Source organism: Pedobacter sp. PF22-3, from assembly GCF_026239555.1.
Taxonomy (GTDB): domain Bacteria; phylum Bacteroidota; class Bacteroidia; order Sphingobacteriales; family Sphingobacteriaceae; genus Pedobacter.
This window is the reverse complement of sequence record NZ_JAPIVP010000003.1, coordinates 344396-359217: the sequence shown is the minus strand read 5'-3', so window position 1 is coordinate 359217 and position 14822 is coordinate 344396. Positions and strand designations below refer to the sequence as shown.

Annotated in this window: 10 protein-coding genes; 4 read left to right on the top strand and 6 right to left on the bottom strand. The window is 38.5% G+C overall.

Annotated features, from left to right (window positions below; translation table 11 throughout):
* Window positions 1-59 precede the first annotated feature (59 nt).
* Window positions 60-1310, top strand: a complete 1251-nt coding sequence (locus OQX63_RS06235; protein WP_265850029.1) for a Na+/H+ antiporter — start codon at window positions 60-62, stop codon at window positions 1308-1310.
* Between the two features lie 306 nt (window positions 1311-1616).
* Here the strand turns inward: OQX63_RS06235 and OQX63_RS06230 are convergent, their stop codons facing one another.
* From OQX63_RS06230 to OQX63_RS06220, 3 genes are read right to left on the bottom strand one after another with little or no spacing between them, the layout of a single operon-like run.
* Window positions 1617-3293 carry a sodium/sugar symporter gene (locus OQX63_RS06230; RefSeq protein WP_265850028.1) on the bottom strand — a complete coding sequence of 559 codons (1677 nt, stop codon included), beginning with the start codon at window positions 3291-3293 and terminating at the stop codon, window positions 1617-1619.
* Between the two features lie 36 nt (window positions 3294-3329).
* Window positions 3330-4481 (bottom strand): galactokinase, encoded by a 1152-nt coding sequence (locus OQX63_RS06225; protein WP_265850027.1) that lies wholly within the window; start codon window positions 4479-4481, stop codon window positions 3330-3332.
* Window positions 4482-4493: 12 nt separating this feature from the next.
* Window positions 4494-5555, bottom strand: coding sequence for a UDP-glucose--hexose-1-phosphate uridylyltransferase (locus tag OQX63_RS06220; RefSeq protein WP_265850026.1), 1062 nt, complete (start codon window positions 5553-5555; stop codon window positions 4494-4496).
* Window positions 5556-5715: 160 nt separating this feature from the next.
* On the opposite strand from OQX63_RS06220, the gene OQX63_RS06215 reads away from it, so the two are divergent.
* Both OQX63_RS06215 and OQX63_RS06210 read left to right on the top strand, forming a co-directional pair.
* Complete coding sequence (locus OQX63_RS06215) at window positions 5716-6414, top strand: NUDIX hydrolase (protein ID WP_265850025.1); 699 nt, start codon at window positions 5716-5718, stop codon at window positions 6412-6414.
* An 89-nt stretch (window positions 6415-6503) separates the two neighbouring features.
* The gene (locus OQX63_RS06210; protein WP_265850024.1) at window positions 6504-8315 is read left to right on the top strand and encodes a glycoside hydrolase family 15 protein; all 1812 of its coding nucleotides are present in this window, start codon (window positions 6504-6506) and stop codon (window positions 8313-8315) included.
* Window position 8316: 1 nt separating this feature from the next.
* On the opposite strand, the gene OQX63_RS06205 is transcribed toward OQX63_RS06210, so the two are convergent.
* Window positions 8317-9087, bottom strand: coding sequence for an SDR family NAD(P)-dependent oxidoreductase (locus OQX63_RS06205; protein WP_265850023.1), 771 nt, complete (start codon window positions 9085-9087; stop codon window positions 8317-8319).
* A 179-nt stretch (window positions 9088-9266) separates the two neighbouring features.
* Here OQX63_RS06205 and OQX63_RS06200 point away from each other — a divergent pair, with 179 nt between their 5' ends.
* Window positions 9267-9797 (top strand): OmpA family protein, encoded by a 531-nt coding sequence (locus OQX63_RS06200; protein ID WP_265850022.1) that lies wholly within the window; start codon window positions 9267-9269, stop codon window positions 9795-9797.
* 148 nt (window positions 9798-9945) lie between these two features.
* On the opposite strand, the gene OQX63_RS06195 is transcribed toward OQX63_RS06200, so the two are convergent.
* The gene (locus tag OQX63_RS06195; RefSeq protein WP_265850021.1) at window positions 9946-11571 is read right to left on the bottom strand and encodes a RagB/SusD family nutrient uptake outer membrane protein; all 1626 of its coding nucleotides are present in this window, start codon (window positions 11569-11571) and stop codon (window positions 9946-9948) included.
* 11 nt (window positions 11572-11582) lie between these two features.
* On the bottom strand, window positions 11583-14612 hold the full coding sequence (locus OQX63_RS06190; protein ID WP_265850020.1) for a SusC/RagA family TonB-linked outer membrane protein: 3030 nt from the start codon (window positions 14610-14612) through the stop codon (window positions 11583-11585).
* Window positions 14613-14822 lie beyond the last annotated feature (210 nt).

Sequence of the window (14822 nt, the reverse complement as noted above, 5' to 3'; positions counted from 1 at the left end):
GTTCGTTATACCCTAAGTAAAGATTACTTTACCATAAACTTTATTTCAGATTTACAGATATGGAAAATTATGCCATTGTAATATTTATTTTAGCTGTAATGATTGGCCTTTCTGCAATCGCAGACCGAATTAAAATCCCCTATCCTATTTTACTGATTATTGCTGGAGTTGCAGTTGGTTTTGTGCCATCATTGCCACCAATTGATATTAATCCCGACATTATATTTTTGATATTCTTACCGCCGTTGCTTTATGATGCTGCATTTAATATTTCATTTAAGGAATTTAAAACCAATATCAACACCATTTCTACCCTTGCTATTTCACTGGTTTTTATCACCGCAATCGGCATTGCTGTAGTTGCCCATTATATGATTCCGGCTATGAGTTGGTCGCTATCTTTTGTATTAGGTGCAATCCTATCTGCTACTGATGCGGTTGCTGCCATGAGTATTACAAAGGGACTGGGTTTATCTCATAAAACCAATACCATTTTGGAAGGTGAGAGTTTGGTTAACGATGCTTCTGCATTGGTCGCTTATCGTTTTGCTGTAGCTGCGGTAACCGGAACAGCTTTTGTGTTTTGGAAAGCATCACTTGAATTTGTCGTTTTAATGGCAGGTGGATTTTTAACAGGCCTGGTGATGTCGAAAATTTTAGCATTTATTGTTAAGCGGATTCATAACAATAGACTGGCAACCATTAGCTTTATGTTATTAATGCCTTTTGTTACCTATTTAATTGCCGAAGAGTTACATGTTTCCGGAGTTATTGCAGTAGTTATTTTAGGACTTGGGATATCGAGGTTTAGCAACAAGGTATTTCCGGAGCAGCTTAAAAATCAATCGAAAAACATCTGGGACATTATTATCTTTTTATTGAATGGGCTAATTTTTATATTAATTGGCTTACAGTTCCCTTATGTATATAAAAATATTAGCAGTACCGATATTTTGCCTTATATAGGTTATTCGCTGGTGATTACCGTGGTCGCATTGTTATTGCGAATGGCACGTGTTTTCTTACAAAAATTTAATCTTCAAAAAGCTTTTCAGAAAGGGAAACATCGGATTACAGCGGATGCGCTGCTAGACTTTAAAAATAGCCTGATCATTAGCTGGTCGGGCATGAGAGGCATTGTTTCGCTGGCGATTGCAATTGGTCTACCCACTACATTATCGGATGGGAGTGCATTTCCGCAACGAAATGCCATTATATTTATCTCCGTAGTGGTGGTACTGTTTACCCTTATTGGGCAGGGACTTACTTTACCGTGGTTGGTGAAGAAACTGGCTACGGAAGCGGATTAGTAGTAGGCTATTATATCTGGTAAACAACAATCAATTCTAAGTAATTTTATAAGAAAGGATGCTGAAATAAATTCAGCAGACGAATGCAAGGAAGATCACGCATTATTGAACTTGTTTCAGGATCTTTTTACCGAACAGGTTTTATCATTAAGACATTAAGAACATTAAGGCTAAATTTAATGGAAATCGTCATCCTGAACTTGTTTCAGGATCTTATAGAACAGACTCTATCTTTTAGGCTAAATTTAAAAGCAAAAGGGATAAAATCTATTGATCTTATCCCTTTTCATTGCTATCAATTCTAGCTTACCAGTATACGCTATAAAGTGCCACCAATAAACCGATGATGATTAAAGCGCCTACTGCAAAACTGGTAGTCGTTTTAAACATTTTAGCATCAATGGCCAATCCTTTAGCTTCGGCCTTCTCTTTGTTGCTGCCCAAGCTGATCATTACCATACCTAACATACAGAATACAAATACAAATCCCATCCGATCCAAGAATGGAATTTCGTAAACCCCATCTGCGTTTTTTACAGAGAAACCCATTCCGGATAACCATGACAAATCAGTTACTATAGGTAAGAATTTAAGTAAAACTGACAAACCGAAACCACCGATAGTTGCAAATAGTGCGGCAGTTGAAGTGGTTCTTTTCCAAAAAAAACCCAGAATAAACATGGCAAAAATACCAGGAGATACAAAACCGGTATACTCTTGAATATATTCAAAACCACCTTTTTTATCGATCCCTAAGTGAGGCGCAATCAATACACCAAGAATCATGGCTACCACAATAGAGATCTTACCTGTTGTGACCAAATTATTCTCAGAGGCATCTGTTTTTAATACTTTTTTGTAAATGTCTAAGGTAAAAATCGTAGCAATACTATTTGCTTTACCCGCCAAAGAAGCTACAACTGCAGCAGTTAATGCCGCGAATGAAAGGCCCTTTAATCCGGCAGGAAGCAAGTTTAACAATACAGGATATGCACGATCAGGAACAACAGAACCACCTTGAATCATTTCAGACTGGAATACACCGTCTTTATATAACACATAAGCGGCTATACCAGGCAATACCACAATGATAGGCATGAGCAATTTTAAGAAAGCGGCAAAAAGAATACCGCCACGGGCAGTTTCTAAATTGGCGCCCAATGCACGTTGGGTGATATACTGATTACAGCCCCAATAGTTCAGATTTACGATCCACATACCGCCAATTAATACACTTAAACCCGGCAAATTGATATAATTTTCGTTATCAGGCTTGAGAATCATGTGGAAATGTTCAGAAGCCTTAGTTGCCATTAAGCTATAACCTTCAAATACACCGCTTGTACCGTAGTGTGTAGAAACCAGGTTTAAAGCCAGGTAAGTTGTAGCCAAGCCTCCTAAAATCAAGAAAAACACCTGGATTACATCCGTATAACCAATTACTTTCATACCGCCAAGGGTGATGATGATGGCGAAAAGTGCAATGGCATACATGCAGAAGTTCAGGTCGAAACCAGAAATGCTACTCACCGCTAAAGCACCTAAATAAAGAATAGAAGTTAAGTTTACTACAACATAAAGTAATAACCAGAAAACAGCCATAATCATCGCAACTGTACCGTTATAACGCTGATGCAAAAACTGTGGCATGGTGGCTATTTTGTTTTTCAGGTAAACCGGAATGAAAAATACAGCTACTACTACCAGGGTTAGTGCGCCCATCCATTCGTAGGTGGCAATGGCTAATCCCATTTTAAAACCTGAACCGCTCATCCCGATAAACTGCTCAGCAGAAATGTTTGATGCGATTAAAGATGCGCCGATTGCCCACCAGGTTAAAGAACCTTCAGCCAGAAAATAATCTTTAGAACCCGTAGATTCTGATTTTTTCTTGTTGTAAATGTAGAGCCCGTAAGCGGCTACAATAACGAAGTAAATTGCAAATACAATGTAATCCTTCGTGTCTAATAAATTGTTTTTCATCTATTTATTGGTTGATATAACTTGGATGTTTAAATTTTAATTGAATAAACTGGTTCCATTATCGGTTTGAACAGTATAAGAATCTAGCTTAAGGCCAAATTGCAATAAATATTTAGAAGAGAGTTCTTCGATTAAATCTGCAATTTTTTCTTCCTTAACAATATTAATCGTACAACCACCAAAGCCACCACCCATCATTCTGGCACCTAACACATAATCTAGTGGTTTAACAGCTTCAACTAAAAAATCCAACTCCTTACAGCTTACTTCGTAATCTTTACTTAAACCTTGGTGCGTTTCGAACATCAGGTTCCCTAAACCCTGTAGATTACCGTTTTCAAGCTGTTCTGCAGCCGTTAGTAAACGCCCTATTTCTTTGACTACAAAACTGCATTTTGTAAATACTTCTTCATCTTTTGGTTTAACATGTGTTTCCAACATACTAAGATCTACATCGCGCAAGGTATTTACATTGGGATAATGCTCTCTTACCCAGGCTACGCCCTGCTCGCATTGGGCTCTTCTTGTATTGTAAGCTGAATCGGCAAGGGCATGTTTTACATTCGTATTTAAAAGTAAAAGTTTATAGCCATCTAATTTTAAAGGGATGTAAATGTGTTTCATCGATCGGCAATCGAGCATAATGGCCTGGTCTTTTTTACCAAATACAGAGGCAAACTGATCCATAATACCACAGTTAACGCCTGCAAAAGTCTGTTCGGCCTTTTGTGCAATTAACGCAATATCCATTTTCGGAACATTAAGTGAAAAAAGCTGATCGAGCGCAAAACCTGTAGCACACTCTACTGCTGCAGATGAAGATAAACCTGCACCCAATGGCACATCGCCATCAATATAAAAATTAAAACCACCTAAGCGGTAACCTCTTTCTTTTAGCTGATCTGCAACACCTAAAATGTAGTTTGCCCAGCTATTTTCGGATTTATTTAAGCTTTTTGCCGATGAAATATCGAATTGCTGATAACTCTCTGAGAACAAATGAATTTCATCATCTTCTCTTTTTGAAATGGCTACGTAAATGGCCTTATCAATAGCTGCTGGCATTACAAAACCACCGTTATAATCGGTATGTTCGCCAATAATATTAATCCTTCCCGGCGAACGAACCAAAATGGGTTCGGCATTGAAAAGTCTTTTAAACGTACTTTTTAAATCTTGAGCATTCATTATTTAATAATTTTAGTCTTCAGCCTTGCTGTTTTTATAATGTATAATAGACATTTCTTTCAATCGGTTTGCGGCAAACTCAGGCGTAATATCGCGCTGAGGGTTAGCCAGCATCTCATAACCTACCATAAATTTTTTAACCGATGCTGAGCGCAACAATGGTGGATAAAAATGCATATGCCAATGCCATTCTGGATAATAGCCATTGTTCACAGGCGCCTGGTGCATACCTGCCGAATATGGGAAAGAGGTTTCGAAGAGGTTATCGTATTTGGTAGTGAGCACTTTAATGGCCTCTGCTAACGATTTCTTTTCTGCATCAGTAAAAAGTTTAATGCTGTTTATCTGCCTTTTGCTAATGATCATGGTTTCGTAAGGCCAAACGGCCCAAAAAGGAACCAACACCGCAAAATGATCATTTTCAAATATGATTCGCTCGTTTTTCTTTTGTTCCAGCTTTAAATAATCGGCGAGTAAACTTCTTCTGTGGATGGCATAGTAAGTTTTCTGGCGCTCAGTTTCTTTGGCGATTTCTAAAGGTACATCGCCCTGCGACCAGATCTGTCCATGCGGGTGTGGATTGCTACAGCCCATTATTTCGCCTTTATTTTCAAAAATCTGAATATATTTAATCCAATCGTTCTCGGCCAGGCTGTTGAATTCATTCTGCCAAACATTGACCACAGCTGTTATGGCTGCTACACTCATTTCAGGAAGCGTGAGGTTATGCTTGGGACTAAAGCTGATTACCCTGCAAAGTCCACGCTGGTTGTTGGCTATCAACAAATCACTTTCATTCATTTCACCAGCTGGTGTATCCTCCAGCAAAGCAGCAAAATCATTGTTAAAAACAAAGCTTTCGGTATAAGCCGGATTGCTATCGCCGTCTGCTCTACCATTTCCCGGGCATAAATAACATTTAGGATCATATTCCGGACGGTTATCTGGTGTAATGTCTTCAACCTTACCTTGCCACGGTCTCTTGGTGCGGTGTGGTGATACTAAAACCCATTCGCCGGTTAATATATTTAGCCGGGTATGCGGATTACTGTCGAGTTCGAATGTTTGGTTCATTGTATATTTTAAACTGGTTAGAAAAAAGAAAGCCACATGGCCCTCCTATCTAATGCGCCAAATTATAAAATTAATATTAATTGTCAAAAAGACAATTAATATTAATTTTTATTTTCGTGAAAATTTGAACATATTAAGCCCTTTAAAACCCTGATTAAAAATGATTGAATATTCCAGACAGCCACATTATCTTGTAGCTGTTGATTGCATCGTATTTGGATTTGATGGAGAACACCTTAAAATTCTGTTGGTTAAGCGGGGTTTAGAGCCCGAAATAAACAAATGGAGTTTAATGGGCGGTTTCGTAGGTCCTGACGAAAGTCCGGATGATGCAGCAAATAGGGTACTCAAAAAAATGACGGGTTTAGAAGGTGTTTACCTGGAGCAGATGCAGATTTACGGAGAACCTGCTCGCGACCCCATTGAAAGAACGCTTTCTGTAGGGTATTTTGCTCTTATTGATATTCACAAATATGAAGCGCAGTTAAACGACGATTATGAGGCAGAGTGGTTTTTGATCAACGAGAGGCCTAAACTTATTTTCGACCATAACCAGATGGTTGCTGATGCCCGAAAAAAGTTAAGGTATAAAGCGGCCCTACACCCTATATTGTTCGAAATGTTGCCGAAAAAATTTACCATTCCACAGTTGCATATCCTCTTCGAGGAGGTAAATGACACTAAAATTGATACCCGAAATTTCAGCAGGAAAATTACTTCCACAGGATTATTGATCAAGTTGGCAGAGAAAGACAAAACAGGTTCTAAAAAAGGGGCATTCTACTTTAAGTTGGATAAGAAAAAATATGCAGCCAATGCACAAGCCTTTTTAAACCTGGTACCCAACTTAAAAGTATAGCCTATTTCTGCCTTTTCAATACTTAGTGCCATATGAGTTAAAACAAAAGCCAGGCATTATTCCTTTGCTTAGGTAAATTACACCTAAATATGGCAAAGCACAAGAAAAGACCTTTCCAACCTATAGAAAACTATGGCGTTATCGGCAACCTGAAAACTGTAGCGCTGGTTTCGCTAGAGGGTTCTATAGATTTTTTGTGCGCACCTAAATTCGATTCGCCCACTGTTTTTGCCTCGATGCTCGATTCGGAAAAGGGCGGTTATTTCTCAGTTGAACCACAGCTTGAAGATTTTACCAGCAAACAACTTTATCTACCCGGAACAGCGGTTCTGCTTACCCGATTTTTCGCCGGACAGGGCATCGCAGAGCTTAGCGACTACATGCCGGTATCAAAGGAAACTGATTTCCCAAGTGCTATTGTGCGCCAGGTGAAATCCATTAGGAGTGATATTACTTTTAAGGTTTTCTGCGTACCAGCTTTTGGCTATACTAAAAGTAAACATACGGTTCGGCATGAAAATGATGAACTGGTATTTTTTTCCAAAACAGAAAAACTGACCTTAAAACTAAAAGCGGATGTGCCTTTACATATTGAAAAAGGTACTGGCTATGCTGAATTTACGCTAAAGCAATCTGAAACGGCGCACATCATCATGGAAATTATTCAAGATGATGAAGTTGCGGCTGATTTAGCCCATTATAAAGAACACGGTTACCGTAAAACCGTAGATTACTGGCGGGAATGGATCAACCAAACCACTTATAAAGGCCGTTACGATGAAATTATAAGAAGATCGGCAATTACGTTGAAGTTACTTACCTCAGCAGAATTTGGTTCGGTAGTGGCCGCGCCTACTTTTGGCTTGCCTGAAACGATTGGTGGAAACCGTAACTGGGATTACCGTTTTACCTGGATCAGGGATGCGGCTTTTACTATGTATGCCTTTTTAAGGCTTGGCTTTTTTGACGAGGCTACTGCGTTTATGGACTGGATATTTAACCTTTGTCAGAAAATAGACCTGCAACTGGTGTATCAGATTGATGGCAATACAAAAATAAAAGAAATAGAAGCCGATCAGTTCGAAGGTTACCGCTCATCGAAGCCTGTGCGCATTGGCAATGAAGCAGCCAGTCAGTTACAGATTGACATTTACGGAGAACTGATTGATACGGTTTACATTTATAACAAATCGCACAAGCCAATTACATACGAATTCTGGAAGTTGATAGAAAAACAGGTGCAATGTGTAATTAAACAATGGAAAAAACCAGATCATGGCATCTGGGAAATCAGGAATGAGAAAAAGGAGTTTCTGCATACACGCCTAATGTGCTGGGTAGCGATGGATAGGGCAATTAAAATTGCCGAAAACCGATCATTCCCTTACCCGGAGCAGGAATGGCACAGTATCCGCAGCGAAATCTACGAGGATATTTATTATAATTTCTGGAATGAAAAATTAGGTGCATGGGTTCAGTATAAAGGTGCTACACATGTTGATGCCAGTGCATTACTGATGCCATTAACTCACTTTATCTCACCATTGGAACCCAGATGGCTTTCGACCATGAAAGCAATTGATAAAGAATTAGTACTGGATGTATTGGTTTATCGTTATAAAAACGGCATGACTAAAATAGACGGGTTACAGGGTGAAGAAGGAACTTTTAACATGTGTTCGTTCTGGTTTATTGAAGCATTGGCCAAAGGTGGAGAACTGGAACGTGCAGTTGAAAATTTTGAAAAGATGATCGGTTATTCCAACCATCTTTTTCTCTTTAGCGAAGAATTGGGGCAAAAAGGCGAACACCTGGGTAATTTTCCTCAGGCCTTTACACACCTGGCTTTAATTAGTGCGGCAGTAGAACTTAATAAACAACTTAGCCGGGAAAGCGGTTAATCTATTGTTCCTCGTAATGATAGGTTAATCCCCCATCTACGTAATAAGTTGATCCGGTTACGTAAGCAGCATCATCAGAAGCAAGGAAAGCTACTACGGCGGCCACATCTTCCGGCTTTCCCATCCGTTTTAATGGGATATTTTGCAGTACTTTTTCGAGTTGTTTTTTATTATTCAATAAATCCTGATTGATCGGCGTTGAAACAGCTCCTGGCGCTACATTGTTTATCCTGATATTAAACTGTGCTAACTCTGAAGCGAGATTTCTGGTTAACATCATTAAGCCACCTTTACTTGCACAGTAAGCAGCAAAATTAGGAAATGCAATTTCCTCGTGCACAGAACTCATATTGATTACAGTTCCCGCTATTTTATTCTTTCTACAGTAATTTACAAAGGACTGGATGCTAAAAAAAACACCCTTTAAATTTGTGTTCATAATCAGGTCGTAATCTTCTTCGGTCACTTCCCAAAAGCTGGCTTTCTTTTCAACTCCCGCGTTATTAACCAAAATATCTAAATGTCCAAATACGGCCACGGCGTCGGTTATCAATTTTTTAGCTGCATCGGCTTTACTTAAATCGGCCTCCAAAAAAGCAGCCCTTCTGCCCATGTCTTTTATTTCTGCTATCAGTTTTTCACCCCGCTCGTCAAATTTATGGCCATTTAAAATAATATCACAACCTTCTTTGGCCAACCTTAAGGCACATGCGGCACCAATTCCCTGACTGCTTCCGGTAATTAAAGCAATTTTGTTTTTAAAACGATCCATACTAAAATATTATACTAGATAAAGGAAATTGATGTGAATATGTTTGCGTAAAATGGAAGTAAATTAAAAGGATTATTGCATAAAATGTAAGTTCTTAAAAAAAACATCGTTATAGCTATAATCATTTATTAGTATGTTTGGGCAACAAACACACAATAAACTTAAATTAATCTTAAAACATGAACATTACCAAAAATCTTTTATTTACTACGCTCCTAGCTTTGTTTACATTAACCATGTATTCTTGTAAAACAAAAAAACTGGCTGCAAAACCTGCTCCGGTACCTGTTGAAAAACCAGCGCCACCGGCAGAAGAGAAAAAACCAGCGCCAGTGCCAGAGAAAGAAGAAGCTCCTGCTCCGCCTGAAAAACCTAACTTCAACCTAGATAACATCCAATTTGAGTTTAATTCATTTGTACTTAAAACATCATCATTCCCTATTTTGGACAAAGCGGTTACGGAGATGAAAAAATCGCCGGATACAAAATTCATCCTCAACGGCTATTCATCCGCTGAGGGTACGCCCGAACACAATATGCAACTTTCTGTAGACCGCGCAAATGCTGTAAAATCGTATTTTATAAATGCTGGTTTAAATGGAAATAACTTTACTGTTGTTGGTCATGGCGATAAAAACCCTATTAGCAGCAACGACAGCGAAGAAGGAAGGATACTGAACAGAAGAACTGAAATTAAAGTTCAGAAGTAGTTATTAAAACATTAAATATGAAAAGGGCCATGGTTTAATTTCCATGGCCCTTTTTTTCATGTAATGGTATCCTGAATTTGTCTACCTTTCGACTTCGGTGCAATTGAAAGATTAAAATCTGGGAGTGCAATAAATCATACTAAATATTTTAATAACCAGGGTTTTGAGTCAACACGGCATCTTTATTTAACTGTATTTCTGTTAACGGGATAGGTAATAATAAGTTTCTTGTTGTTAAACCTGTGATGGGTTTAGATGCATCATTCGAATTTAACCGAAGTGCACGTTCTACTAAAGTTCCGGTTCTCATTAGCGTCATTCTTCTATTTTCTTCACCAATCAACTCTCTTGCTCTTTCGTCAAGAATAAAATCTTTAGTCATTTGAGCAGCTGTAACCTGATCCGCACCTGCCCTGGTTCTCAATACATTAATGGAGGTAGCGGCATCTCCTGTTTTGCCTTGAGCAACCTGTGCTTCGGCCAATAACAAATAAGTTTCACCTAATCTCATCAAAATGAAATCTTTGATCATGGCATAACCAAAAGTATCATTTGGATCAAAAGCACCCCATTTGGTTGTACTTGGGCAAATATTGATTAACGTATCAGGACCGGTAAAAGGAACTTGTTTTCCAAATTTCGCTGCATACGCAGGGCTTGGATCATTATAATAATATCTTCTGCGAATATTATATTTTGAATTTCTAATGTCATTACCCTTATACAATCCGTAAAGCACCCAGTTACTTAGGCGCAACCTGCCAATCGAACGCCCACCTAACGAATCGGCCAAAGCCATGCCTGCGATGTTGTAATAAGCAGCACCCCAAACCCTTCTTTGCTGTGGGTTATCGGTAATACCACCAACAACTGCATTTGGATTTTCCTGTTCTAACACCCAAATGGCTTCTGTATTGCCCTGAACTCTTCTTTCATTCCCATATTGAAACATGTCCGAATAATAATCTCCTGGCTGGCCAGTTTTAACACCATACCTTGCTTTTATCAGGCTAAATTTGCCACTTGAAATAATGGCTTGTGCCTGTTGTTCTGCCAAATCTGGTTTTCCGATTCGAAGATAAACTTCAGCTAGCAATTGCATGGCCATAAATTTATTCGCTCTGCCATACATTTTACCTTTAGTATTGGTTTTCACCGATTCAATATCGGGCAAATTGCTTGAGGCAAAAATCAGATCATTTACAATCTGGTTGTTTACATCGGTTAGCGGAGCTCTAACAAAATCGGTTTTCGGGCCTGATAGTGCGTGTAAAATTAAAGGAACCCCACCATAGCAGGTTGCGAGGTTATTATAGGCATAGGCTCTAAAAAACTTTGCTTCTGCACTAACCAAACTCTTGCCTTTTGCACTGATACTGGTTACCGCAGGGTTTTCGATACCATCGATAATGATATTGGTTAGGTTAACCATAATATAATTCCTGTTCCAGGTGCGTGCAGAGCCTACATCAGTAGGTGTTAAAGTTGCATAATTATAATAAGGAATTTCAACTCCTTGCTGGTTGTTAGTGGCATTCGCCACATCTGTACCTACCTGCCAAACGCTTGGCCAACCTTGTTGATCGGACCAAGAAAATATGGTACTGGTATGGTTGTACAAACCGATTAGTGAAGCTTCAAATCCAAGTGAATCAGTAAGTGTTAATGGTGTGTATAAAGAAAATGGTTTCTCATCTAAGTAAGATTTTTTGCAGGATGAAAATGCAATAAATACTATGAGTAGAGATGCGAATATGCTTATATATTTTTTCATGATGATGACAATTAACGTAATGAAACATTTAAACCCAAAACGAAAGTTCTTGTTATGGGATAATTATTGGTCCAATCTGCTGCGAATGCCTGTTGATTGGCACTAGAATTCCCAGATCCTCTACCATAAGTGGTTTGCTCAGGATCCCAGCCTACCCAATTGGTGAAAGTGTGCAGGTTACGACCACTTGCATAAACGGTTAAACTACCCAGGTGAAGTTTATCTAAAATATGTTGTGGAAATACATAGCTTAGTGTTACATCCTTGATTCTGGTGTAACTCGCATCGGATGCATAACCGTATCCTAAAGTATTATTGTAAGACAAAGCGGGGCGGGTTTGGCTTTGGTTTTCAGGAGTCCAGTAACCGATTTCTGCAGGTGTATTTCTTCTACCTGTTTCATCGCCATAGGTTAAATCAGGATTGTTTCTCGTTATACCTTGTGCAGTTTGAATAAATACGCTTAAATTAATATTTTTATAATGAAAAGTGTTGGTTATACCACCAGTCCATTTCGGAGCGGTTTGCCCAAGAATGGTTCTGTCGTCGGCAGTAATTTTTCCATCGCCATTTAAATCAGCAAACTTTAAGCTACCCGGTTTTGCTGTTGGATCCTGTTTTGAAACATCTTCGCCGGTTTGCCAAACCCCGGTCATTTTGTAATCATACACCACATTGATGGGCTGCCCTATAAACCACCTGTTTCCTAAATCATCCTTACCATCCCCATACAAGTCATCAATTTTATTTTTATTGGCTGCAAAAACAAGCATTGTTTCCCAACGGAAGTCTTTTCCTGCAATGTTTTGGGTATTCAACGTTAACTCTAAACCATTATTGGTTGTTTTACCAATATTTTCTAAAACTTTTGAGTAACCTGTAATAATTGGCAAACTTCTGTTCAATAACAGACCGCTTGTTTTATTCTGATATACTTCTAAACTACCTGTAATCCGGTTATTCAGCACTCCAAAATCTAAACCAATGTTTGCTGTTTTGGTAGTCTCCCATTGTAACAATATATTACCCAAATTATTTGCGATAACGCCAATTGTACTCACTCCATTAAAAGGTGAACGGGCAGAAACCTCGTTAGTGATGGTATTATAAACACCAACTGCTTCGTTACCGGTTTTACCATACGATAATCTTAATTTCAAATTGCTAAAGAGCTTAACATTTTTCATAAAATTTTCGTTAATAATATTCCAGCCAATAGCTGCTGATGGGAAAATACCATATTTTGTTGTGCTTGAGCCAAATACCGATGAACCATCTCTACGTGCCGTTAGCGTAAATAAATATCGGCTATCATAGGAATAAAACAAACGGCCCATCTGAGAATTCAGTCCATATCTATCGCGGTTAGTATTGCTTGTTTGTGTAGCACCTGCACCAAGATTATCCAATCCTAATTCATCATTAATAAAGCCAACAGCACCTGCTGTGGTTGAATTGTATTTACGCTCTTGTGCACTATACAAGGCAGTAAAATCAAAATGATGCTTCTTAATATCCTTAGAATAGGTTAAGATATTTTCTATGGTATAACTGTTGGTAGATGCATTATAACTTCTTGCAGTTCCATTATTATCATTTGCCAAACGTCCCACATAACTACCAGATCTTTCAGGAAAATATGTATAACCAGCGTTCAGCCTAAATTTAAGGCCTGTTAAAACACCAGGAAATTTTATCTCGGCATAACCATTACCATTTACATTAGTTGTTCTGTTAACCTGTGTAGTCTTTAAGCCTAACAATGGATTGGTATAAAGCTGTTCTGGATTCATTGGGTAGATTGTATATGATCCATTCGCGTTATACTCCTGTCCATACGGACTCATTGCTGTTGCCAACAATAAGTTTGCTCTTCCACCATCAAAATTATTGCTGGTTAAAAAAAGTGAAGTACCTATAGTTAAAAAACTGGTTACGTTTACATCTAAGTTCGATCTTAAACTTACACGATTGAACTGATATCCTTTTACCACTCCTTTTTGATCTAAATAATCTCCGGAAATAAAGTATTTTACATCAGGGGATCCGCCAGAGATACTGACGTTATGATCTTGAATTTTACCCTGTTGTGTAGCCTCATCTACCCAATCGGTAGTAGTCCCTGCATTGTAAGCCGGAAGTTCGCCAATATTTGGAACCGGCCTGGTTTGGGTTTGATTGGTTTGTTTAAGAAAATCGGCATACTTTTGAAGATATTCTGCTCCGCTTCTAGGCTCTAAAATATGGGCAATATTATCAATTCCTACATAACCATTATAACGGATTACGGGCTTACCGGTAGTTCCCCTTTTAGTGGTAACCAAGATTACGCCATTTGAGCCATTTGTACCATAAATGGCTGTAGCACTCGCGTCTTTCAAAACCTCTACTGAAGCAATATCATTAGGATTGATGTCATTTAACGATCCACCTGTTTTGGTTAGCGGTACACCATCTACTACTACATAAGGACCTGCATTGGCTGTTATAGAGTTTTGCCCGCGGATAAGCGCATTCGGCTGACTTCCTGGAACAGATGATGTAGTGGAAATATTTACCCCTGCTACTGCCCCTTCGATTGATTGAAGAACATTCGTTACAGGTAATTGCGACAACCTTGCTTTAGGTACAGAAACGATAGATCCGGTAACATCAGATCTTTTTTGAGTACCGTAACCAATTACCACAACATCATTTAAGCTTTTACCTGCATCTTCTGCCAGGGTAATATTCAACTGTGCTTGGTTATTAATTAAAATAGTTTGGGTAACGTAGCCGATAAAAGTAACCACCAAACTTTCTCCATTTTGAGCTGATATTTTGAAATTCCCGTTGGCATCGCTGGCCACCACCTGGGTAGTTCCCTTAACACTAATGGATGCACCCGGAATGGGATTACCTTTATTATCTTTTACTTTTCCGGAAATTGAGATTTGAGCGATTGTTTGTGCAATTGAATTGTTTGATTTACCTAAGCATAGGATTAAAACAAACAAAAACATTACCGCACACTTAGATGTGTCTAGTAGTTTTCTTTTCATTTTTTAAGATTATTTGGTTAGTTAATAGTTTAACCGAGAGGGGAATTCAAAAGAGTAGTCTATTAAAAATTTTTATTAAATTTTTAATCTGACCGGATGTATAAATTGTGCATGAACAGGGATTGGATTGATACAACAATGTAACCATAAAATCCCACTGGAGTGAGGGGTAATATGGTAATAATTAGGGGCTAAATTGTTACTTTTTGT